The 21,056-nt window shown below is 65.0% G+C and carries 24 protein-coding genes; 11 read left to right on the top strand and 13 right to left on the bottom strand.

Features of this window, described 5'->3' with window-relative positions:
• Positions 1 to 59: 59 nt before the first annotated feature.
• The 8 genes from ACK4FJ_RS08840 to ACK4FJ_RS08805 form a co-directional block, all read right to left on the bottom strand.
• The gene (locus ACK4FJ_RS08840) at positions 60 to 653 is read right to left on the bottom strand and encodes a PAS domain-containing protein (RefSeq protein WP_409765496.1); all 594 of its coding nucleotides are present in this window, start codon (positions 651 to 653) and stop codon (positions 60 to 62) included.
• A 67-nt stretch (positions 654 to 720) separates the two neighbouring features.
• Positions 721 to 1,311: a PAS domain-containing protein gene (locus tag ACK4FJ_RS08835; protein ID WP_409765494.1), complete on the bottom strand. Its 591-nt coding sequence runs from the start codon at positions 1,309 to 1,311 to the stop codon at positions 721 to 723.
• A 25-nt stretch (positions 1,312 to 1,336) separates the two neighbouring features.
• Positions 1,337 to 2,101: a HesA/MoeB/ThiF family protein gene (locus tag ACK4FJ_RS08830; RefSeq protein ID WP_409765492.1), complete on the bottom strand. Its 765-nt coding sequence runs from the start codon at positions 2,099 to 2,101 to the stop codon at positions 1,337 to 1,339.
• A gap of 4 nt (positions 2,102 to 2,105) precedes the next feature.
• Complete coding sequence (gene cysK, locus ACK4FJ_RS08825) at positions 2,106 to 3,086, bottom strand: cysteine synthase A (protein WP_409765490.1); 981 nt, start codon at positions 3,084 to 3,086, stop codon at positions 2,106 to 2,108.
• A gap of 54 nt (positions 3,087 to 3,140) precedes the next feature.
• Complete coding sequence (locus ACK4FJ_RS08820) at positions 3,141 to 3,593, bottom strand: RrF2 family transcriptional regulator (RefSeq protein ID WP_409765488.1); 453 nt, start codon at positions 3,591 to 3,593, stop codon at positions 3,141 to 3,143.
• A gap of 13 nt (positions 3,594 to 3,606) precedes the next feature.
• The gene (gene dut, locus ACK4FJ_RS08815) at positions 3,607 to 4,086 is read right to left on the bottom strand and encodes a dUTP diphosphatase (RefSeq protein ID WP_409765486.1); all 480 of its coding nucleotides are present in this window, start codon (positions 4,084 to 4,086) and stop codon (positions 3,607 to 3,609) included.
• Entirely contained in the window at positions 4,083 to 5,402 is a 1,320-nt protein-coding gene (gene coaBC, locus ACK4FJ_RS08810) for a bifunctional phosphopantothenoylcysteine decarboxylase/phosphopantothenate--cysteine ligase CoaBC (protein WP_409765485.1), read from the bottom strand. Before coaBC ends, dut begins: the two co-directional genes overlap by 4 nt.
• 138 nt (positions 5,403 to 5,540) lie before the next feature.
• The gene (locus ACK4FJ_RS08805) at positions 5,541 to 6,281 is read right to left on the bottom strand and encodes an SDR family NAD(P)-dependent oxidoreductase (protein ID WP_409765483.1); all 741 of its coding nucleotides are present in this window, start codon (positions 6,279 to 6,281) and stop codon (positions 5,541 to 5,543) included.
• 254 nt (positions 6,282 to 6,535) lie between these two features.
• Here ACK4FJ_RS08805 and ACK4FJ_RS08800 point away from each other — a divergent pair, with 254 nt between their 5' ends.
• From ACK4FJ_RS08800 to ACK4FJ_RS08765, 8 genes are all read left to right on the top strand, one after another.
• Positions 6,536 to 7,663 carry a carboxylate-amine ligase gene (locus ACK4FJ_RS08800; RefSeq protein WP_409765481.1) on the top strand — a complete coding sequence of 376 codons (1,128 nt, stop codon included), beginning with the start codon at positions 6,536 to 6,538 and terminating at the stop codon, positions 7,661 to 7,663.
• A 33-nt stretch (positions 7,664 to 7,696) separates the two neighbouring features.
• Positions 7,697 to 7,978: an RNA-binding S4 domain-containing protein gene (locus tag ACK4FJ_RS08795; RefSeq protein ID WP_409765480.1), complete on the top strand. Its 282-nt coding sequence runs from the start codon at positions 7,697 to 7,699 to the stop codon at positions 7,976 to 7,978.
• Between the two features lie 178 nt (positions 7,979 to 8,156).
• A complete protein-coding gene (fdxA, locus tag ACK4FJ_RS08790; RefSeq protein WP_409765479.1) occupies positions 8,157 to 8,498 on the top strand; it encodes a ferredoxin FdxA in 342 nt (113 codons plus the stop codon).
• Positions 8,499 to 8,869: 371 nt separating this feature from the next.
• Positions 8,870 to 9,817, top strand: a complete 948-nt coding sequence (locus ACK4FJ_RS08785; RefSeq protein WP_409765478.1) for a CarD family transcriptional regulator — start codon at positions 8,870 to 8,872, stop codon at positions 9,815 to 9,817.
• Positions 9,818 to 10,086: 269 nt separating this feature from the next.
• A complete protein-coding gene (locus tag ACK4FJ_RS08780; RefSeq protein ID WP_409765477.1) occupies positions 10,087 to 10,833 on the top strand; it encodes a hypothetical protein in 747 nt (248 codons plus the stop codon).
• Positions 10,834 to 10,899: 66 nt separating this feature from the next.
• Complete coding sequence (locus tag ACK4FJ_RS08775) at positions 10,900 to 11,511, top strand: PAS domain-containing protein (protein ID WP_409765476.1); 612 nt, start codon at positions 10,900 to 10,902, stop codon at positions 11,509 to 11,511.
• A 73-nt stretch (positions 11,512 to 11,584) separates the two neighbouring features.
• Positions 11,585 to 12,505: an RNA polymerase factor sigma-32 gene (locus ACK4FJ_RS08770; protein ID WP_409765475.1), complete on the top strand. Its 921-nt coding sequence runs from the start codon at positions 11,585 to 11,587 to the stop codon at positions 12,503 to 12,505.
• A gap of 54 nt (positions 12,506 to 12,559) precedes the next feature.
• Positions 12,560 to 13,453 carry a hypothetical protein gene (locus ACK4FJ_RS08765; RefSeq protein WP_409765474.1) on the top strand — a complete coding sequence of 298 codons (894 nt, stop codon included), beginning with the start codon at positions 12,560 to 12,562 and terminating at the stop codon, positions 13,451 to 13,453.
• Positions 13,454 to 13,469: 16 nt separating this feature from the next.
• Here ACK4FJ_RS08765 and ACK4FJ_RS08760 read toward each other — a convergent pair whose 3' ends face one another.
• Entirely contained in the window at positions 13,470 to 14,942 is a 1,473-nt protein-coding gene (locus tag ACK4FJ_RS08760) for a M48 family metalloprotease (RefSeq protein ID WP_409765473.1), read from the bottom strand.
• Positions 14,943 to 14,946: 4 nt separating this feature from the next.
• A complete protein-coding gene (locus ACK4FJ_RS08755) occupies positions 14,947 to 15,756 on the bottom strand; it encodes a crotonase/enoyl-CoA hydratase family protein (protein WP_409765472.1) in 810 nt (269 codons plus the stop codon).
• Between the two features lie 126 nt (positions 15,757 to 15,882).
• Between ACK4FJ_RS08755 and ACK4FJ_RS08750 the strand changes: the two genes are divergently transcribed.
• The 3 genes from ACK4FJ_RS08750 (at position 15,883) to ACK4FJ_RS08740 (ending at position 19,031) form a co-directional block, all read left to right on the top strand.
• Entirely contained in the window at positions 15,883 to 16,536 is a 654-nt protein-coding gene (locus ACK4FJ_RS08750; RefSeq protein ID WP_409765471.1) for a ribonuclease HII, read from the top strand.
• 256 nt (positions 16,537 to 16,792) lie between these two features.
• Positions 16,793 to 17,821, top strand: a complete 1,029-nt coding sequence (locus ACK4FJ_RS08745; RefSeq protein WP_409765532.1) for a site-specific DNA-methyltransferase — start codon at positions 16,793 to 16,795, stop codon at positions 17,819 to 17,821.
• 121 nt (positions 17,822 to 17,942) lie between these two features.
• A complete protein-coding gene (locus tag ACK4FJ_RS08740) occupies positions 17,943 to 19,031 on the top strand; it encodes a PAS domain-containing protein (RefSeq protein ID WP_409765470.1) in 1,089 nt (362 codons plus the stop codon).
• A 3-nt stretch (positions 19,032 to 19,034) separates the two neighbouring features.
• Here ACK4FJ_RS08740 and ACK4FJ_RS08735 read toward each other — a convergent pair whose 3' ends face one another.
• The 3 genes from ACK4FJ_RS08735 to ACK4FJ_RS08725 all read right to left on the bottom strand — a co-directional run bounded on the left by ACK4FJ_RS08735 (position 19,035) and on the right by ACK4FJ_RS08725 (position 20,896).
• Positions 19,035 to 19,478 (bottom strand): DUF3237 domain-containing protein, encoded by a 444-nt coding sequence (locus tag ACK4FJ_RS08735; protein WP_409765469.1) that lies wholly within the window; start codon positions 19,476 to 19,478, stop codon positions 19,035 to 19,037.
• A gap of 35 nt (positions 19,479 to 19,513) precedes the next feature.
• Positions 19,514 to 20,203 (bottom strand): hypothetical protein, encoded by a 690-nt coding sequence (locus ACK4FJ_RS08730; RefSeq protein WP_409765468.1) that lies wholly within the window; start codon positions 20,201 to 20,203, stop codon positions 19,514 to 19,516.
• Positions 20,204 to 20,407: 204 nt separating this feature from the next.
• The gene (locus tag ACK4FJ_RS08725) at positions 20,408 to 20,896 is read right to left on the bottom strand and encodes an RT0821/Lpp0805 family surface protein (protein ID WP_409765467.1); all 489 of its coding nucleotides are present in this window, start codon (positions 20,894 to 20,896) and stop codon (positions 20,408 to 20,410) included.
• Between the last annotated feature and the right edge of the window lie 160 nt (positions 20,897 to 21,056).

Below are 21,056 nucleotides of genomic sequence, written 5' to 3'. Positions count from 1 at the left end.
GTCATGCCCGCGCTGCTGCCGCCCGGTGGCTGCGACAATCCGTCGCATGCCCCGTGTTTTCAGGGGGCCGGCGGCAGGTCCGACGGCAGGGCGGCGCAGGGATAATAGGTCACCTCCGGCCCGACATGGGGCGGATGGCCCGCCTGGGTGACCGGGTTGAAGTGGTAGACCGAAAGGCCGAGCATGCCCCAGGGCCGCCCGTCCGGCCAGGTCAGCGGCACCACCAGCCGCTCGGCACCCTTCTCTGACAGGCCCCGGGGAGCGATCGGCCGGTGCCCGACATGGACTGCCGGCTCGGTGACGATGCGGCGATAGATCGAGAGCGCGATGGCAGCGCTGCTGGGCGGCATGAACTCCTGCGGTTGCCGGCCGATCATGCGCTGGCCCCAGGCCTCGCTCACCTTCTCGCCGGCCAGTGTGCAGTTGAAGCTGCCATCCCCGGCATTGAAGCGGAACATGTAGACATGGGGCAGGCAGCTGCGGATCGCCGCCGGATCGATGGCGTCGCGCGGCGTGGCCAGGCCACGGCGGCCCTCCGCCCAGTGGCGCAGCAGCAAGGCGAACCGTGGATCGGTGAAAACCGGCCAGAGACCCGGCGGGGCGATCTGGTCGCCCTGCTCTACATCGCCCGATGAATCCGAAGACTGCTCCATACTGGCGTCATGCTAAGCGAGGCTCGCGCTATCGTCGAGCCGGAGCCCCGAAACTGCACCTGAGGTTTCAATCCGCAGGCGGCAGGCCGGGTGGAAGGTCGGCGCAAAGGTGCCGCCAGGCCCGCACCAGCATCGGCGCAGCCTGTGGCTGGTCGCGCCGGCGGTCGTAGCCCAGCAGGGTCAGCCCGATGGCGCCGTAGGGCGCGCCGGTAGCGTCGCAGAGCGGCAGCATCAGACGCTGGGCCAGACGGGTGCCGGGAATGTCGCTGACAGGCGTGAGGCTGGAGGTGCCATGGACGATGGCGGGCAGCAGGGCCGCGCGCTTCAGCCGCTCGTTGGCGAGGCTGCCCTGCTCGGAGCCCCAGAGATCCATCGGCGTTTTGCCCATGATGGAAAAGCCCCAAGCCTCGTTCAGTCGGTCGCCGGCCAGGCTGCAGACCACATGACTGCGATCCTCGCTCAGGCGAAAGATCCACAATTCCGGCAGGCAGGGAATGATCGCGGCGGGATCGACGGCGCTGCGTGCCGGCGCCAGGCGTCCTTCGCCCCGCCATTCGGCCCAGCGCCGCAGCAACAGTCGTAGCCTGGCATCCTGCACATCAGGCCAGCGGCCGCGGACAATATATTCATTCGCGGCGGCATCGAACTCATCGGTCATGTCAGGCAATCGGGAATGCTATATGTCAGGCACCGCCACAGGTGCGGCAATGGGGATCGCGGCGCAGTTTCACGGTGCGCACGTCGCCGCGCAATGCGTCATAGAGCAGCAGGCGGCCCGACAGGCTGTCGCCCAGGCCGAGCAACTCCTTCACCACTTCCAGCGCCTGCAGACTGCCCATCACGCCGCCCAGGGCACCGAGCACACCAGCTTCCGAACAGGCGGGCACGCTGCCCGGCGGCGGCGGTTCGGGGAAAACGCAGCGATAGCAGGGATGCGGCGCGCCCTGATGCGCCTTGAAGGTGGAAAGCTGACCATCGAAGCGCAGCATCGCCGCCGTCACCAGCGTCTTCTTCAGGCGATAGCAGGTGTCGTTGACGAGGAAACGGGTATCGAAATTGTCGCTGCCATCGGCGACCAGATCATAGGCGCCGATCAGGGCATCCGCGGTTTCCGGCGTCAGGCGCGTGGTATGCTCGACCACCCGCACATGGGGATTGAGCGCCGATAGCGAAACGGCGGCGCTCTCGGTCTTCTTCTCGCCCACGCGCTCGGTATTGTGCAGCACCTGGCGCTGCAGGTTCGACAGCGACACGGTATCGTCGTCGACGATGCCCAGCGTGCCGACACCAGCCGCCGCCAGATACAGCAGCAGGGGCGAACCCAGTCCGCCGGCACCGATCACCAGCACGCGGGAGCGCTTCAGCGTCTGCTGCCCCGCGCCACCGATCTCGGGCAGGATGATATGACGGGCGTAGCGCTCCAGCTCGTCCTTGCCGAAGGCGGCCACGATCTCAGAGTCCGTCGAACAGCGCGGTGGAGAGATAACGCTCGGCGAAGGAGGGGATGATCACCACCACCGTCTTGCCTTCCATGCCGGGACGCGACGCCACTTCGAGGCCAGCGGCCATGGCGGCGCCCGAGGAGATGCCTGCGGGAATGCCTTCCAGCCTGGCCATGCGGCGTGAGGTCTCGAAGGCCGTCTCGTTGCCGATGGTGATGACCTCGTCGATCAGGGATGTGTCGAGGTTTTCCGGGATGAAGCCGGCGCCGATGCCCTGGATCTTGTGCGGACCAGCCTTGCCGGCGGAAATCATCGGGCTGTCTTCGGGTTCCACCGCCACCATGCGCAGGGACGGCTTTTTTTTCTTCAACACACCGCCGATGCCGGTGAGCGTGCCGCCGGTGCCGACGCCCGAGATCACCGCATCCACCTTGCCCGCCGTATCGGCCCAGATTTCCTCGGCCGTGGTGTGACGGTGGATTTCCGGATTGGCCGGATTCTCGAATTGCTGCGGCATCACGCTGCCCGGGATTTCCTTCAGCAATTCGGCGGCGCGCGCCAGCGCGCCCTTCATGCCCATGCCGGCCGGCGTCAGGTCGAGTTCGGCGCCGAGATACTTGAGCATCTTGCGGCGTTCGATCGACATGCTTTCCGGCATCACCAGGATCAGGCGATAGCCCTTGGCGGCGGCCACGAAAGCCAGCGCGATGCCGGTATTGCCCGAGGTGGGTTCGACGATGGTGGCTCCGGGCTTCAGCTTGCCGCTCTGCTCCATCGCCTCGATCATGGCGATGCCGATGCGGTCCTTCACCGAACTCAGCGGGTTGAAGAATTCCAGCTTGGCCAGCAGGTCGGCCTTCGCACCGGCTTCCTGCGCCAGCCGGTTGATGCGCACCAGCGGCGTGGCGCCGATGGTGTCGACGATGGATTCGAAAACCCGGCCGCGCGGCGGATTGGCCGAACGAATGGTGTTGGGGCGCGCCTGCGTCATGATTCCTCCCGGTTTATCTCTGTACTCGCTGGGCCTGGATCAGGACTCAACGCCTCAGATCGCGAAATTATCCGCGCCTTCCAGCTCCGCGGCGAAACCCGAGGTTTCGGCGCGACTGCACAAATCCTCCAGCGTGATCTTGTCCACGCGCGCCATCAGCACGGCCTGGCACTCTTCCCAGATCGGCTGCACGGTACGGCGGCCGAGTTCGGAACCCGCCGAGAAATCGTCATCCCCGTCGGCATCCAGTTCGGACACGATGCGCACCACCTCGCCGACCGTGATGCGGCGGCGCTCACGAGCCAGCGTGTAGCCGCCACGCGGACCGCGCACGCCTTTCAGGATGCCGTTGCGCACCAGATGCTGCATCACCTGTTCCAGATAGCGCTGCGGCACACCCTGGCGAGTGGCGATATCCTTGGACTGCACCGGTTCGGGCCGCGCATGAAAGGCGATATCCACCACCGCCTCGAGCGCGTGCATGGTGCGCCGCGTACATTTGAGCATTGTCGTCGTCTCCTCAGGCTGTCTTGACAGCAGAGCCCGTGCCGGTGCCGGTCGAGCCGAAGCCGCCGGCGCCGCGCTGGGTCTGCGGCAATTCCGCCGCCTCGATCCACTCGACGCGGCTATAGGCGGCGACCACCATCTGCGCGATGCGTTCGCCGCGATTGATAACGAATGGCTGGTCGCCGTGATTGATCAGGATCACGCCGACCTCGCCGCGATAATCGGCATCCACGGTGCCGGGCGCGTTCAGCACGCTGATGCCGTGCTTCAATGCGAGGCCGGAGCGCGGCCGCACCTGCGCCTCGAAGCCGGGCGGCACGGCAATGCTGAGGCCGGTGGGAATCAGCCTGCGTTCGCCGGGCTTCAGCGTGACCGGTTCGGCCACCGCCGCCAGCAGGTCGAGGCCCGCGGCATCGGCCGTGGCATAGGTCGGCAGCGGCAGGTCGGCGCCATGGGACAACCGTTTCAGCGGCACATGCAAAGGTGCGGTCATGCGGATTTGTCTTTCTTCTTGTCTGGTGTGCTGAAATGCGTGGCGATGCGGTCGGCCAGACGGGCCGCCACATCCTGCTTGCTCATGGTGGGCCAGTCCTCCACGGACTCGCCGCGCACCAGATGCACGGTGTTGCGGTCGCCGCCGAAGGTGCCACTGCCTTCGGCCACGCTGTTGGCCACGATCCAGTCGCAGCCCTTGGCGACCAGCTTCTTGCGCGCGTAAGCCACCACATTCTCGGTCTCGGCCGCGAAGCCGACCACCAGCGCCGGCCGGCGCTTGGCATCTGTGGTGGCGATGGCGCGCAGAATGTCGGGGTTCTCGGCCAGTTTCAGCGTGGGCGGCAGGTCGCCGGATTTTTTCAGCTTCTGCGGCGCTTCCACCGCCACGCGCCAGTCGGCGACGGCGGCGGCGCAGACCACGGCATCGACGGGCAGCGCAAGGAAGCAATGCTCGAACATCTCGCGCGCCGATTCCACATGCACGGTCTTCACGCCGGGCGGATCGGGCAGGTTGACCGGGCCGCTGACCAACGTGACCTCGGCGCCCTGGGCGGCCAGGGCAGCGGCGATGGCATGGCCCTGCTTGCCCGAGGAACGGTTGGCAATGTAGCGCACCGGATCGATCGGTTCATGCGTGGGGCCGGATGTGACGATGATCCTGCGGCCTTTCAGCGCCTGGGCCAGCGGCTGCACGCTGGCTGACGCGGAGGAAGACGGGCGGGACGCCGAGACCAGCGTGAGATGACGCGGCAGCGGCTTGCCGAGCTGCGCCTCGCCAAAATACTTTTCGATGGCGGCAACGATTTCCAGAGGCTCGGCCATGCGGCCGGGACCGAATTCACCGCAGGCCATCTCGCCATCGTTGGGCCCGATGAAGGCGACGCCATCCTGCTTGAGCTGCTCGATATTGCGCTGGGTGGCCGGATGCACCCACATGCGCACATTCATCGCCGGCGCGACCAGGATGGGCTTGTCGGTGGCGAGTAGCAACGTCGTGGCCATGTCATCGGCCAGGCCCTGGGCCATGCGGGCGAGAATGTTGGCCGTGGCTGGCGCGACCACCAGCAGGTCGGCATCGCGCGAGAGTTCGATATGGCCCATCTCGGCTTCGTCGGTCAGCGAGAAAAGGTCGCTCGCGACCTTCTCGCCGCTCAGGGCGGAGACGCTCATGGGTGTGACGAAATGCTCGGCCGCGCTGGTCATCGCACAGCGCACGGATGCTCCGCGCTCGCGCAGGCGGCGGATCAGCTCGAGCGACTTGTAGGCGGCGATGCCGCCCGAAATCACTAGCAGAATGCGTTTGCCCTTGAGCACGATTCCCTCGGATTAGCCGGCATGGACTGAAATCACCGGGTTCCGCGTTTCATCTGGCGCGATTCCAGATATTACGCCGCCCGAATGTGTTTAAGGCTAATCCACCCCGCCAAAAATCACAAGCCCTGGCGGGAATTATCAGACGTGCTGGCCGCCGTTGATGTGGATTTCGGCGCCGTTCACGTAGGACGAAGTCTGGGTACAGAGGAAATAGATCGTACTGGCCACTTCCTCGGGCTTGCCCAGGCGGTGCATGGGGATTTCCCGGCGCACGATCTCGTCGGTGCCCGGCGAGAGGATCGAGGTGTCGATCTCGCCCGGGGCAATGGCATTGACCCGCACGTTGTGCGGCCCGAATTCCCAGGCCATCTCGCGGGTGAGCGCCGCCAGGGCCGCCTTCGAGGTGGCATAGGCCATGCCGGCGAAGGGATGCACCCGGCTGCCGGCAATCGAGGTGACATTCACGATCGAGCCCTGGGCCGCCTTCAGTTCCTCGAACAGGCCTTTCGCCAGCAGGGCCACCGAGAACAGGTTGACGTTGTAGACATGCATCAGTGCGGCCAGGTCGGTATCCAGCACGCCGAGCCGAGACCCGCCGGGTCCTTTCGGCGAGATCGCCGCATTGTTGACCAGGGCATCCAGCTTGCCGTCGGGCAGCCGCTTTTTCAGGTCGGCAATCGTCGCCGGCAGGGTGGAGATGTCGTTGAGGTCCATCTGCACATGGCTCTCGGCGCCGCCCTCCCAGGGGCAATGCTCCGAAAACGGCTGTCGCGAGACGGTGAAGACGCGCCAGCCGGCCGCCGAGAAGCGCTTCACGGTGGCATGGCCGATGCCGCGGCTGGCGCCGGTGAGGATGAGCGTGCGTTGGCGGTCTGTCATAGTTGCAAATCTATCGCACGCCCATGACGGGCGCCAGCGGCGGCCCGGGACTTCCCGCAACCATGCGCCGGCAGGCACTGGCAAGAAACCATCCGGCGCGCCATATTCCGGCCGTATTGACCGGGGAAACACCCCGGGGGAAACAGGCCAGGGGCAACAGGCGGGGTGACACCTCCTTCCCGCGGCCGGCGACAGCAGAATCCAGAACAGCGCCCGCCCGTTTCTTTCCAGTGACATCGCGTAAGGAGGTTCCGGTGAGCGTCGGCTATCCCATCGGCATCGAAGAAGAATATTTCCTGGCCGAACGCGACACCAAGAACGCGGTGTCGCGCATGCCCAAGGCCCTGATCCGGCGCGCGCGCGGCGCGCTGGGAGAACAGGTGACGCCCGAATTGCTGCAGTCGCAGATCGAGGTCGTCACGCCGATCTGCAATTCGCTGGACGAGGCGCGCAACCATCTGCGCCGCTATCGCCGCGCCCTGCGCGATGCCACGGCGGAATTCGACCTGGAGTTTTTCGCTGCCGGCACCCATCCGGTGGCGGAATGGAACGAACAGCAGCCGACCGACAAGCCGCGCTATGCCAAGCTGACCGACGACCTGCAGTTCCTGGCCCGCCGCAACATGATGTGCGGCCTGCATGTGCATGTGGAAGTGCGCGATCCGCATGTGCGCATCGACGTGATGAACCGCATCCTGCCCTTCCTGCCGGTGCTGCTGGCTTTGAGTACATCCTCGCCCTTCTGGCGCAAGCATTCGACCGGCCTGATGGGATACCGCCTGGCCGCCTATGACGAGTTGCCGCGCACCGGCATTCCCGATTTCTTCGTCAACCTGGCCGACTACAACAGCTTCATCGACACGCTGGTGTCTTCGGGCGTGATCGAGGATGCCAGCCATGTCTGGTGGGCGATCCGGCCGAGCCTGCGTTTCCCCACGCTGGAATTGCGCATCGCCGATTCCTGTACACACATGGAAGACACGCTGTGCATTGCCGCGCTCTATCGTTGCCTGGTGCGCGCCCTGCGCCGCCTGCCCGACCTGAACGGCATCTGGCGCAACCACACGCGACTGCTGATCGAGGAAAACCGCTGGCGCGCCCAGCGTTATGGCACCACCGAGGGGCTGATCGATTTCAATGCGCGTCGCGTGGTGCCCTTCGCCGACATCATCGAAGCCATGCTGGACCTGATTGCCGAGGATGCGGATGTGCTCGGCTGCACGGCGGAAGTGCAGCATGCCCGCACGATCCTCAAGCGCGGCACCTCGGCGGCGCAGCAGACGGCTTTGTATCGCCGCCTGCGCGACGAGGAAGGGGCCAGCCGCCTCGAAGCCCTGCGCGCCGTGGTGGGCTGGCTGGCGCAGGCCACGGCCGACGTCTAGCCGCCACAGACTGCCACGCTATAGTCGCGCCCGATGAGCGATGACGAGGTTTCCGAACGCGAGCCCCTGCGGCTGGATAAATGGCTGTGGCTGACGCGCTTCTGCAAGACGCGGGCAATCGGCCAGAAACTGGCGGGCAAGGGCCGCATCCGCATCAACGGCCGGGTGGTGGACAAACCCCATGCCCTGGTGCGGGTGGGCGACGTTCTGACCCTGCCGTTGCCGGCTGGGGTGAAGGTGATCCGGATATTGAGCCTGCCTGTGCGGCGGGGGCCGGCCGTGGAGGCGCAGGCAACCTACGACGTCGTGCCCTGACACCATCCGGTCCGCGAGGCGGGCTGCGGCATGGCGGCGCGGTGGGCGGAATCTGCTTGATCCGGCAATGTATGTATACGAATAATTGACCGGGATTAGCCCCTGTGCTACCCCACGCGCCGCTGCCGCCCCATATCAGGCAGCCCAACCGAAGCCAGCTTATTCCAGGGTTCCGCCGATGACCTACGTCGTGACCGAGCAGTGCATCAAGTGCAAGTACATGGATTGCGTCGAGGTCTGTCCGGTCGACTGCTTCTATGTCGGCGAGAACATGCTGGTGATCAATCCGGACGAATGCATCGATTGCGGCGTCTGCGAGCCGGAATGCCCGGCCGAGGCCATCCTGCCCGATACCGACAACCGGGCCGAGGCCTGGGTCGAGATGAACCGCGACTATGCCGCCAAATGGCCAAACATCACTCGCAAGGGCCAGGCGCCGGCCGATGCCGACAGCTGGAAAGGCGTGCCGGACAAATTCAAGCAGCATTTCAGCCCGAATCCCGGCGAAGGCACCAAGTAAGCCTCCGTCGGGCTGCAGCCAGCCCGATACAGCAGATTTCTACCATAGAGGGTAATCCAAATGGGTTGCCCGTCCTGTTCATTGCTGTCCACCCCGTCCGGGCTGTGGTATATTATGTAACGGAACAATAACCTCATCCGGCCATCATGCCGGGTGGGTGGGACCGGCTCCTGAACTGCGGACCATAAATTGCAGCTTTGGGTTGCGCCCGAGAGATTGGTTTCGACCAGCGCGGATTTTGCACAGGGTCCCAGGACCCTGACAGTCCCGTATTTGGCCGGACCGGCTCTTCCCGATAGGGGCACAACAGGCCGGATGGATTTGACAAGAAGCGAGGGTGGCCAGTGACCAAAGCCGCAAAGAAAGCCCCTGTGAGCAAAAAGAGCCCGGCCGGCAAGAAGCCGGCGGCCAAGCCTGCTGCCAAGGTGGCGGCCCGGGCGGCCGCGACGAAGAAGCCGGCCACGGTGAAGGCAAAGGCCCCGGCCAAACCGGCCGCGAAACCCACCGCCAAGGCGGCCCCGGTCAAGGCCAAACCCGCGGCCAAGGCCCCCGCCCCCAAGGCCGCGGCCAAACCGGCTGCGAAGCCGGCAACCCCGAAACCAGCCGCCAAGCCGGCAGCAGCAGCCGCGACGAAGAAAAAGGTCGAAGCCAAACCGGCCGCAAAACCCGCCACCAAGGCAGCCCCTGCACCTGTGCGGCCTTCGAAGCCGATGGCCGTCTCGGCCCCGCCGTCGCGGCCGCTGCCGCAGCCGGTGAAGCCGGCGGCTGCCGAACCCAAGCCGGTGCAGCAGCAGAAGCCGATCCAGCTCAAGCCGGTGCCGGCCAAGGTGAAGGTGGATTTCGCCGCCGGCGACCATGTCGTGTATCCGACCCATGGCGTGGGCAAGATCCTGCGCATCGAGCGGCAGATGATCGCCGGTTTCGAACTCGACCTGATGGTGGTGGAGTTCGAGCGCGACAAGATGACCGTGCGCGTGCCGCTGTCGAAGGTGAATTCGGTGGGCATCCGCAAGCTCAGCTCGCCGCAGAAGATGCGCACCGCGCTCGATACACTGAAGGGCCGCGCCCGCATCAAGCGCGCCATGTGGAGCCGCCGCGCCCAGGAATACGAGGCAAAGATCAACTCAGGCGATCCGGTCTCGATCGCCGAGGTGGTGCGCGACCTGCACCGCAATGCAGGCCAGCCCGACCAAAGCTATTCCGAGCGCCAGATTTATGAATCGGCGCTGGACCGCCTAGTGCGCGAACTGGCTGCCGTGGAGCGGATCGACGAGGATTCCGCCACCAAGAAGCTGGAAAAGATTCTCAAGATCGCGTGACCCGCGCGCCTGGACCGATCACACCGGGCGCGAAAAAATCACACGGCTTTTCGCTTCGCATTCCCCAGCGGGTCCGGTAGCATCGGTTGCCGGACCCGCTTTTCACTGGCCGATTCGTTAGGGACTTGTCCGCGCTGTATCCCGCTTCCGCCTCTTCCGGCGACCCCGCCGCGCCTCCTCCTGCCGCGCCCGCCCCTGCTGCGTCTTCTTCGGCAGCGACCTCTTCCGAGGCCTTTGCCGTTCTTCATCACAGTCGGCGCGTCTGGGCCGTGGCGGCCATTCATGCCGAAATCGACCGCCTGCGCGAGGCCCATAACGAACTGGCCGCGCGGCTGCTGCCTGGCGATCGCCTGGTCTATCTGGGCAACATGATCGGCCAGGGCCGGGCCACCGTCGAAACCCTCGATGAGCTGCTGGCCTTCCGGCGAGATTTCCTCTGCCTGCCCGGCGCCGAACCCGGAGACATCGTCTATCTGCGCGGCGCGCAGGAGGAGATGTGGCGCAAGCTGCTGCAGATCCAGTTCGCGCCCGGCCCCGGCGAGGTGTTCGACTGGATGTTGCGTCATGGGCTGGAGCCGGTGCTGCGCGGCTATGGCATGGACCCGGCCCAGGTGCGCGGCATCCTGCGCGAGGGCGCGGCGGGCATCAGCCGCTGGACCAACAGCCTGCGCGCCGCCATCCGCAAACATCCCGGCCATGACGACCTGTTCGGCTGCTTCCGCCGGGCCGCTTACACGGTCGGCGGCGAATTGCTGTTCGTGCATGCCGGCATCGATCCCACCGTGCCGCTGGCCACGCAATCGGACCAGCTATGGTGGGGGTCGCCGGCCTTCCGCAATTTCACCCAGCCCTATGGTGGTTTCCGCCGTGTGGTCAGCGGCGGCAACCCCCGCGGCGAGGGCGCACATCTGGATGCCTTCACCTGCTGCCTCGACGGTGGCGCCGGCTTTGGCGGACCGCTCAACGTGGCCTGCTTCTCGCTCGACGGCGCTATCGTTGAGAGTTTTGCCATCTGATATCTTCTCGACGATACCGCGCCAACACCTCTGGATGAAGCCCCGGCATCTTGCTATGGCTTGAACATGAACGAGCGCGCCACCCTGCACTCCCTTGTCGACGCCCTGCTGGCCGACCGGCACGATCTGCTCACCAATTATTTCGCCGAGCGCGGCGCGCGGCTGGAGGCCCTGGTCTGGTCGCCCGAGCGGACCGTCTGCGACTGCCCCCAGATCGCGTTCCTGATCGACTACTGGCAGAACCTGCGCAACGGCACGGATCTGCCGCCCGTCGACAGCATATCTCCCTTTGGTATGAAGCCCGCGCTGGGCCATATCGTACTGATCGACATGGTCGACGACGGCTGGGATGGCGTATTCCGGCTTTATGGCACCCGGGTGGCCGAGACCTATGGCGCCGATATGACAGGCCGGCGCATCTCTGAGATCGACGGCGGCAATTACGTGTCGCTGTTTTTCCGTGCCCTTTACCGCGCCGCCAGCCTGCGGCGGGAATCGCTCTATACCCACCACTTTCCGCCGCCCCATGTGGCCGTGGAATCGTGGCAGCGTATCATGTTACCACTCTGTGATGCCGAAGGCCGCGTGACGCGGTTTTTATGCAGCAATATCGCGGGTCCATGGCGCCCGCCTCATGCCAGGACGAAACTGCCCAGCCCCGCGTTCACGACAGCGTGACAGCCCACACGCAAGCGTGAGGTGATCCGCCGGGTCGCGAAGGGCGTAGAATTGGCAGACCAGCGAGGCTGCCATGACCCCAGAGCGCAATCACGCGGAACGGACGTCCTCCCCCGCCGCCGCGTCCCGGACCTCCCCTTCGTCGGAAGCCAGCGACCGCGCCTTCGTGCGCCGCGCGATGCGGCTGCCGCTGCTGTCGCCCGAAGAGGAAGCCGAACTCGCCAGCGCCTGGCGCGAGACCCAGAACCAGACCGCCCTGCACAAGCTGGTGGCGCCACATATGCGGCTGGTGATATCGACCGCCGTGCGTTTCCGGCATTACGGCCTGCCGCTGAACGACCTGATCCAGGAAGGCAACCTTGGCCTGATGCAGGCCGCGGCCCGCTTCGAGCCCGCACGCGGCGTGCGGTTCGCCACCTATGCGGCCTGGTGGATCCGCGCCGCGATTCAGGACTTCGTGCTGCGCAACTGGTCGATCGTGCGCACCGGCACAACGGCGGCGCATAAATCACTGTTCTTCAATTTGCGGCGCCTGCGCGCCAAGATCGAGCGCGGCGGCCGCGACGCGTTGACCGCCGAAGGCCGGCGCCAGCTCGCCCGCCAGCTCAATGTCAGCGAACACGATGTGCTGCACATGGAAAGCCGGCTGGCGGCCAGCGACCGCTCGCTGAATGCCGTGATCGGCGAGGATGGCGAGACCGACTGGCAGGACCTGCTGGTGGACGACCGCCCCAATCCCGAGGAAACGACCATCACCCAGCGCGACGCAAGATTGCGCAGCCGCTGGCTGGGCGAGGCCCTGGCCGCCCTGCCCGAGCGCGAACGCATGATCGTGCAGGCGCGCTTCTACAGCGAGGGCAACGTGACGCTGGAGCGGCTGGGCATCAAGCTCGGCATCTCGAAGGAACGCGTGCGGCAGCTGGAGCACCAGGCCCTGAAACGCCTGCGCCGCCATCTGGGCGATGTGCCGGGACTGCAGCCGAACCAGGTGTGAGTCATTGCGCTTTCGATATTCCTCTGCCTAGATTTAAACAGAGGGATTTGAACTATGCGCTGCTCTACATACTCCGCTATCGCGCTGATTGCTACCGCGCTTCTCATGCCATTATTTATCGCGTCGACAACTGCCCAGCCGATTGAAGATCGCTGCAGGCAACAACCACACCGCAGCTGCGTTACTCTCATTGCATTTGACACCGTACAGAAGCAAACTCATCCGTTTCATGTAAGCGGTAGCTTGTCCTTCCTTGCACCTGCCATTGCCAAACTGGGACAAGTAAAAGACGGGCTAGCCTTGGCATCATCGATTCCGGAAGCTGCCCTGCAGGCGGTTGCCATTGCCCGTATTGCTGAAGTGACGCGTGACGACGCCCTGTTCGATCAGGCCAATATTATCCTTCAGAAGCTCACAACCGAGGATCAAAAAAACCTTGCAAAGCAAGGCGTCGCAGAAGCATTGGCCCGCGCAGGCCAGACTGAACGCGCGGCAGCAATCGCTGAAACCATGCCACCAACCGGCTTTCGAACCCGAGTCTACAGCTATATTGCTGCCTACGAGGAAGGCGACAGACATATGCAGAAGTCCCTAGAACTTCTGCGTGCCGCCCCAGTGATTTTAAAAGCTAGCGGACTTTCCAGAATTGCTGCTCGACACAACAACAAGGCCATTGCCGATGAGGCAGTCACAGCCGCACGTGATGCAAAGAACAAAAGCGAATCCGCTCAGGCGCTGGCAGAGATTGCTTACATCCTTGGCGATTACACCCTCATAACGGAAGCAGCCGGCATGGCCAAAAACATGCCGATCGGAACGCGTCTGGTAATTGCACAATTACAAGCCAGTCTAGGCGATATTGCACCAGCTTTCGATATCATCCTGCCTGTCCCAGATATAGATGTTCGAGCTTACATTTTGTCGAATATCGCATTTAATATGCGTTGAAAAATGATCAGCTCGATCACTCCACCAGCTTGACCCGTTCACCCGGCTTGATCGTCTCCCCTTCGCGCAGGCCGTTGAGCACACGGAACTGCTCCAGCTTGAAACGGCCGAAGGGAAGCTGTTCGGCGAATTTCTCCACCGTGTCGCCCTGCCGCACCGGCACGATTTTCAGCCGCAGCGGCTTGATCGCCTTCGCCTCGGCCTCGGAGAGGTATTTCAGCGTGTTCACGCTGCGGATCATGGCCGGTTCGATTTTGCTCAGGCCGCCGGCCGGCGCGATAATTACGAAACGCAGGATCGCATCGGTGGGAAAACCGACGGCGACGAAACGCACATCGGCGCTGCCGCCGCTTTTCATCTGCACGCGCGCCGAACCGGTGGCTGCCGGCATGCCGCCCACCGTGATCGCCTCGGCATTGCCAAGGCGCAGGTTGGGCACCCAGAGCCGGGTGAGGTAGTCGAGCGCGTTGCGCGACCCCTGCACCTTGCGCTTGTCGCGCTCCATGTCGAATTGCAGCTTGCCGCCATTGCCGCTGGCGATCACCGCGTCGCTGCTGTTGGAAATGCGCCAGTCGTCGGGTACCGAGAAGCTGAGACGAAGATCGGGATGCATGAAGGTGGTGCCGCGCACCACGCCTTCCTTCGGATCGTCGCCATAGAGCATGCCGTTGATGCGGTCGAGATATTCGTCGCGGCGATAGACCGGGCTGGCGGGGAACTCATTGGCCGCCGCCATCGCCTCGCGCACGCGCTGCGGCCCGCCGGGATGGGTAGCAAACAGGTCGTTCACGCGATCGCGACCAGCCTGGCCGGCCATTTTGGTCGCCAGCTCGCTGTAGTCGCTCAAGCTTTGCAGGAAGGCGGCCTGGGCATCGGGCGCATAGCCCACGCGGGCGAGCAGCTTCACGCCGATGGTATCGGCTTCCAGTTCGTTCTCGCGGCTGAAACTGGCGAGATAGGCACCGCCGGCAACGCTGCCGAGCTGGCCGATCAGATCGCCGGCGCCTGAACCCAGGAAGATCGAACCGAGGATCGATGCTCCCGCGACGCCCAGATTGGTGAAAACCGACTTGTCGTAACGCTGCTCGGAATGATGCGCGATGACGTGACCGATCTCGTGCCCCAGTACGCCGGCCGCCTCGGCCTCGTTGTTGGCGATCGCCAGCGTGCCCCGCGTGATATAGACGTAGCCGCCCGGCAGGGCGAAGGCATTCACCACCGGGGAATTGAGCACGGTGAAGGTGAAATCGCTGGCCGGCTGGCCCGACTGGGCGGCGATGCGCCCGGCGATGCCTGCGACATAGGCGCCGATCTCCGGATCGTCATAGGGTCCGCCGAATTCCTTCAGGACCTTGGGGTGCTCCTGCGCGCCGAGTTTCTTCGCATCCTCGGGCGACATGAAAATCTGCGCCGCCGCCCGGTCCGGAACAGCGGCCGGAAGCGCAAGCCCGCAGGCCAGCAGAAGGACGGCAAAAAAACGGCGGAGCATGGTCTCAAAGCCCCTTGAACATGGCGGCCCGCTTCTCGACGAAACTGGCAACGCCTTCCTTCACGTCCTCGCTGGCCATCAGGCGCTGTTGTGTCGGATGGAAATCGGCCACGGCGGCAGCCGGGCCATCCTCCACGGCAAGGCGGGCGTTGCGCAACGTGGCGCTGACCGCCAGCGGCGCCTGGGCGGCGATGCGATGCGCCATGCGCATGGCCTCTTTCAACTGGCCGCCGGGCTCGGTGACTTCCTGCACGAAGCCGAGCCGAAGCGCGGTGGCGACATCGAATTCATCGCCAGTGAGCAGATAGCGCATGGCATTGCCCCAGCCGGCGCGCTCGACCATGCGGATGGTGGCGCCGCCGGTGGCCATGATGCCACGTTTCACTTCCAGCTGGCTGAAACGGCAATCGCTGGATGCCACCACGATATCGGCAGCCAGCATCAGCTCGATGCCGATGGTGAAGGTGATGCCCTGCACGGCGGCCACCACCGGCTTGGTGCGGAAAGGCGGCAGGTTGTTGCAGGGATCGATCTGGCCCGGCTCGACCAGCAGGTTTTCGCTGCCCATCAGCGGCGCGACTTTCGGCAGGTCGAGACCGGCAGTGAAATGCGGCCCTTCGGCATAGAGCACGGCGACGCGCGCCTCGACATCGGCCTCGAAGGCCGTATAGGCGGCGGCAAGTTCGCGCAGCATCTTGGGCGTGAAGCCGTTCAGCTTGGCCGGCCGGTTCAAGCCGATAAGGAACACCACACCATCGCGGCTGGTGAGAATTTCGCCGTCGGGGTGATGCTGATACTGCTGGGCCGCACTCATCAAGAATATTCCTCCACCTGTACGGGCCGACTTTTCCACAGCGAGGCCGATGCGGGCAAGACGGGCGCCATGCTCCCGCGATATAATGCGGTTTCGTGGCGGAAGCAGGGCGGGTACGAGACCGGGATGCCGGATTTCGCGTGGGAAATCAAACTGGCGGGTGCAACGGATGCACCGGTCTGCGGCGTGGACGAGGCCGGCCGCGGTCCGTTGGCCGGGCCGGTGGTGGCCGCCGCCGTGATCCTGGACCGGCGCCGGACCAGCCGCGAGCTGCTGGCCGGAATCGACGATTCCAAGAAACTGAACGAAGGCCGCCGCGAAAAGCTGTTCGCCGCGCTGCGTGCGCAGGCTGCGACGGGCCATGCCGTGATCGGCATCGGCGGCGCCAGCGTGGCCGAAATCACGCAGCTGAACATCTTTCACGCCACCATGCTGGCGATGCAGCGCGCGGTGACGGCTTTACGCGTGACGCCCGCCCATGTCCTGGTCGACGGCAAACATTGCCCGAAGCACCTGGCCTGCCCGGCCACCGCCATCGTCGATGGTGATGCCCTGAGCCTGTCCATCGCCGCCGCCTCCATCGTCGCCAAGGTGGTGCGCGACCGCGCGATGACGAAACTGCACCTGCGCTACCCGGCCTATGGCTGGGACCGCAACAAGGGTTACGGCACCGCTGCGCACCAGGCCGGGCTGAAGCGCGCCGGCATTTCGCCCCACCACCGACTAGGTTTTGCGCCTGTGCAGCAGCAAATGACTCTAGATATAGAATTAACCAATTAATAAGCTAAAGAATCTAATGACTTGCGGGTCGTTTTAGGGGGATGATCCGCAGATGGCTCCGACACTCACCGACCAGGCCCGCAGGGCGCTTCGCAAGGGCCATCTCAGTCTGGTCAAGACGAGCCCCGATGCGGGTCGCCGTACCACCCGCGCCAAGCCGCTGGTGGCCAAGCCGGCCAAGGCCGAAATTGCCCAGCCCTTGCCGCATCCCGATCTGCCGCTGGACAAGATCCTGATCGGCGAATGCATCGCCAAGATGAACAGCCTGCCGGAAGGCAGCATCGACTGCATCTTCGCCGACCCGCCCTACAACCTGCAGCTTTCCGGCGAACTGCGCCGGCCGAACGACAGCGTGGTGGATGCCGTCGACGACGACTGGGACAAGTTCGATTCCTTCTCGGATTACGATGCCTTCTCGAAAGCCTGGCTGCAGGCCGCCCGCCGGCTGCTGAAGCCCAACGGCACGATCTGGGTGATCGGCAGCTACCACAACATCTTCCGCCTGGGCGCGCAGTTGCAGGACCTGGGTTTCTGGATGTTGAACGACGTGGTGTGGCGCAAGACCAACCCGATGCCGAATTTCCGCGGCAAGCGCTTCACCAACGCGCATGAAACGCTGATCTGGTGCGCAAAGGATCAGGCCGCGCGCAACTACACCTTCAACTACGACGCCATGAAGGCGCTGAACGACGACCTGCAGATGCGGTCGGACTGGTTGATCCCGATCTGCTCGGGCAACGAACGCCTGCGCGGTGAAGACGGCGCCAAGGCGCATCCGACGCAGAAGCCCGAAGCATTGCTGCATCGTGTGATCATCGCTTCGACCAAGCCGGGCGATGTGATCCTGGATCCCTTCTTCGGTTCGGGCACCACCGGCGCCGTGGCCAAGCGCCTGGGCCGGCATTACATCGGCATCGAGCGCGAACAGCGTTACGCCAAGGCGGCCGAGCGCCGCATCGGCACGGTGCAGCCTTCCGCGCCCGACGACGTGGAAGTGACACGATCCAAGAAGGACGAACCCCGCGTGCCGTTCGGCTGGGTGGTGGAGCGCGGCCTGCTGGCGCCGGGCACGGTGCTGGTCGATCCCTCGCGCCGCTTCTCGGCCAAGGTGCGCGCCGATGGCAGCCTGGCCAGCGGCGACGCCGTCGGTTCGATCCACAAGATCGGCGCCCATGTCATGGGTGCCACCGCGTGTAATGGCTGGGTCTTCTGGCACATGCAGGTGGAAGGCAAGCTGGTGCCGATCGACATCCTGCGCCAGAAGCTGCGCGCCGAGCTGGCCTGAAGCCGCCCCAAGCCGGTTTTCCACAGCAAAGGCACGATCTACACCCATCCGTGCTGGCCTCCGCGCCAGCACGGATGCTAACGTCCGCCGGCCCTGAGACGGACGATTGGGGGATCACCGCTTGGACGATCAGTCCGGCATCTCGCCGGCCCTGCTGCAACGCCTGATGGATGACGACGAGTCGCTGCTGGACCGGCACGACCCGAAGGTGGAGGCGTTGCTGATCGAACGGCTGTATCACAACAGCTTCGCCACGCGGTATCTGCCGATCCCGATGCTGTTCGGCGCCTTCGTCATGTACAAGGAATACCTGACCTGGTGGCATATCGCCGGACTGACGCTGCTCTATGCCGCCGGCACCTTCTATCTGGATTACCAGCGCGACCGCTACACCAACTCCGCACCGCTGATCACTGGCGGCGGCGACTGGGGTCTGCGCTTCACCTTCGGGTCGGCCATCACCGGCATCACCTGGGGCCTGCTGGGCTGGTTCTGTTATCCGCCGGGCGATTTCGCGCTGCAGGCCGTGCTGGGTGTGGCCTGGGCCGGACTGCTGATCAGTGCGATGAGCACGCGCGCGGTGCATCTGCCGGCCTTTTACGCCTTCATGATCACGATGTCGGTACCGCCCTATGCCCGCGCCATACTGGAAGGCGAACCGAGCGCGATCTACATGTCGTTCTTCGGCATCATCCTGATGCTGTCGCTCAGCTTCGTCGCGCAGGTGAACAACCGGCGGGAACGCTTCGCCATCGCCCTGCGCCTGCGCAATGCCAACCTGATCGGCGACCTGGACCGCGCGCGCGTCGTGGCCGAAAGCAGCCGCGCCGAAATCGAGCGCGCCTATCGCGGCATGCTGGGTGAGTTCGCTGCCGCCCAGCGGCTGTCCGGCCATGGCAGCTGGAGTTGGCAGACCGCGCCCGAGCAGATCGGTTGGTCGGATGAATTCTATCGCCTGCTGGGCCTGGCGCCGCAATCCTGCCCCGCCGCGCTGGCCGCCTGGCTGGAACGCGTGCATCCCGACGATCGTGATATCGTGCGCGGCCATTACCAGCGCCTGCGTGCCGGCGCCGCCCGCGACCATGTCCGCTTCCGGCTCAATGACCGCGACCGCGCCGACCGCTTCCTGCAGGCCCTGGGCGAAAGCGAACGCGACGCGGATGGCCAGGTGGCACGCATCCACGGCATCCTGCAGCCGGCGGAAAATTAAGCCTCAGTCGAGGCCGAACACCTTCAGCCGCACCAGATCGGGCCGGCGTTCGCCGATGGCGACAGCCAGCCTGTGCACCAGCCACTGCAATGAAGGATCGGCTGTTTCGAAGCGCATCGCCGTGCGCATGTAATAGGCGGAGGCATCGACGGTTTCGCCAGCCGCCAGCCGCGCCATCACCTCAGGCGAACCGATGCGCAGGCCGCGACTCCACACCTCGATGCGCCCGCCCGCGTCGGTTTCCAGCATGTAGCGTGCATCCAGGTCGGCCAGTCCATCGGGCCGCAGCACCTGCCAGTCCGCGCCGCCGGCCAGCACGCGGCCCTGCAGCCGGCCGGAAAAACGCCCGCCGGTGATCGGCACGCAACGGCGCTCGCCGGTTTCCGCGCGGCCGACGCTCTGCGGCGCGGCGACTTCGACATCCAGTTCAAGCAACGGCGTGAACATGCTTCCTCCCTTTTGCCGGAGGAAGGCTAGGCAAATCAGGCCCGGAGGTCCACCCCAAGCGCTGCCGCGACGGGGCCAAGGGCCGCGGCGGGCATGGCGGCCACCTGCAGGCCGGCCAGTTCGCGCTCGGCCTCGGCGAACATCTTGTCCATCTCGATGCGGTCCTTGCGGGGAATATTCGGATGCAGGCCGGTCTCGCGCAGCTTGCGCATGATCTTCTTCAATTCCTTCAGCATCCCCATCGCCTCGCTTTTCAGCGCGGCAAGATCATTGCCCTGGGCCGGAGCAGGAGCCGCAGCAGCCGAAGCTTGTGGTTTGGCCTGCTCACCGGCTTTCGCTTCGGCCGCGGTCGCCGACGCGCTGCCGGCCGACGCCGCCAATCCCGCGCCGCCGGCACTGCCGCCGGCCGCGGCCAGCGCTCTGCCGAGTTCGCGCGCCGCGTCACGGATTTCCTTGGCCACCTTGCGCGCCAGTTTCGCGTCGCCGGTGGCCGCCGCCGAACCGGCGGCGAGTTTCAGCGCCTCCAGCCGCGCCTTCAGCCGTTCCAGCTTGCGGCGCGCAGCCTCTTCGGCGGCTTTGCTCTTGCTGCTTTTCAGCTCGTGCAGAATCTCGTCGAGTTTCTGCTCGGCGTCGGTTTTCGGACGGGGGGTCTTCAGGCCGGCCAGCGCCTCGCGCGCGGCCAGCAGGCTTTTGGGAACGGCATTCCCGGCAATCTCGGCGACCATTCTGGCCTCCTGCTTGCTGTCTGTGTCGCCGCCGGCTTCTGCCGGACGGCAGGGCCATTCTAGGCCCGGATCGTTAACACACCACAAAAAAAGACGGCGCATCCGGGGGGATACGCCGCTGAGTCTGGGGGGAAGGGAAATAACGCTGAACGTACTGACCCTTACGGGTCGGGAAACTCTTTGGCCCTGACAGGCCGGGAAAACTCAGTTCATCACCTTCCAGCTGCCATCGGGCTGGCGGCAGGCAGTGCCATACCCCTGCTGGGTCTGGCCGCCGACCGTGATGGTCTGCTGGAATTCGCGGCAATACTCGCCGCTGCGCGCCTGATACGCCGGCTGCGGCACCACGGTGCCGGCATTGCCGCTATCGGGGTTGCGCCAGGATACCTGGGTGCCGGACGGCGTGCTCTCAAACGCGCGCTGGTTGGCGCGGTCCATATAGCTGCGGTCGGCGCGGTCGAGCGACTTGCCGACCTCCGAACCGAGCAAGGCACCGATCAGCGTGCCGGCCGCGACGCCGACCAGCTGGCCGGTGCCCTTGCCGAACTGCGCGCCGGCGACGGCGCCACCGACACCGCCGAGCACGGTACCGACATTCTGCTTCGGTCCGCTGTCGGTGGAGCAGGCGGCCAACAGGCCGGCGATGCCGAGGACAGCGGCGAAAGAGGTGAGACGCTTGGATGAAGCGATCATGGCTGGAGGAACCCCAAAGACATGCCCATGGCGGGCACGGGGAAGAATCTCGGCCCCGATTACGGCGGGATTGCGGCGCAGATTTGGTATTGTTGCGTCACTGCGCTATATGTGCGGCGCCGGCTTTGTTGCCAATTAAGATTGATTATCAAAGGTTTGA

Origin of the sequence: Ferrovibrio sp. (genome assembly GCF_046297595.1) — a bacterium.
Lineage (GTDB): Bacteria > Pseudomonadota > Alphaproteobacteria > Ferrovibrionales > Ferrovibrionaceae > Ferrovibrio.
This window is presented reverse-complemented; position numbering and strand designations above follow the sequence as displayed.

Coding starts and splice junctions, on each gene's coding strand:
- ACK4FJ_RS08840 (WP_409765496.1), bottom strand. CDS start 653: ATGGAGCAGTCTTCGGATTCATCGGGCGATGTAGAGCAGGGCGACCAG.
- ACK4FJ_RS08835 (WP_409765494.1), bottom strand. CDS start 1,311: ATGACCGATGAGTTCGATGCCGCCGCGAATGAATATATTGTCCGCGGC.
- cysK (WP_409765490.1), bottom strand. CDS start 3,086: ATGACGCAGGCGCGCCCCAACACCATTCGTTCGGCCAATCCGCCGCGC.
- ACK4FJ_RS08820 (WP_409765488.1), bottom strand. CDS start 3,593: ATGCTCAAATGTACGCGGCGCACCATGCACGCGCTCGAGGCGGTGGTG.
- dut (WP_409765486.1), bottom strand. CDS start 4,086: ATGACCGCACCTTTGCATGTGCCGCTGAAACGGTTGTCCCATGGCGCC.
- ACK4FJ_RS08805 (WP_409765483.1), bottom strand. CDS start 6,281: ATGACAGACCGCCAACGCACGCTCATCCTCACCGGCGCCAGCCGCGGC.
- ACK4FJ_RS08795 (WP_409765480.1), top strand. CDS start 7,697: ATGAGCGATGACGAGGTTTCCGAACGCGAGCCCCTGCGGCTGGATAAA.
- fdxA (WP_409765479.1), top strand. CDS start 8,157: ATGACCTACGTCGTGACCGAGCAGTGCATCAAGTGCAAGTACATGGAT.
- ACK4FJ_RS08775 (WP_409765476.1), top strand. CDS start 10,900: ATGAACGAGCGCGCCACCCTGCACTCCCTTGTCGACGCCCTGCTGGCC.
- ACK4FJ_RS08770 (WP_409765475.1), top strand. CDS start 11,585: ATGACCCCAGAGCGCAATCACGCGGAACGGACGTCCTCCCCCGCCGCC.
- ACK4FJ_RS08765 (WP_409765474.1), top strand. CDS start 12,560: ATGCGCTGCTCTACATACTCCGCTATCGCGCTGATTGCTACCGCGCTT.
- ACK4FJ_RS08760 (WP_409765473.1), bottom strand. CDS start 14,942: ATGCTCCGCCGTTTTTTTGCCGTCCTTCTGCTGGCCTGCGGGCTTGCG.
- ACK4FJ_RS08755 (WP_409765472.1), bottom strand. CDS start 15,756: ATGAGTGCGGCCCAGCAGTATCAGCATCACCCCGACGGCGAAATTCTC.
- ACK4FJ_RS08750 (WP_409765471.1), top strand. CDS start 15,883: ATGCCGGATTTCGCGTGGGAAATCAAACTGGCGGGTGCAACGGATGCA.
- ACK4FJ_RS08745 (WP_409765532.1), top strand. CDS start 16,793: ATGAACAGCCTGCCGGAAGGCAGCATCGACTGCATCTTCGCCGACCCG.
- ACK4FJ_RS08735 (WP_409765469.1), bottom strand. CDS start 19,478: ATGTTCACGCCGTTGCTTGAACTGGATGTCGAAGTCGCCGCGCCGCAG.
- ACK4FJ_RS08730 (WP_409765468.1), bottom strand. CDS start 20,203: ATGGTCGCCGAGATTGCCGGGAATGCCGTTCCCAAAAGCCTGCTGGCC.
- ACK4FJ_RS08725 (WP_409765467.1), bottom strand. CDS start 20,896: ATGATCGCTTCATCCAAGCGTCTCACCTCTTTCGCCGCTGTCCTCGGC.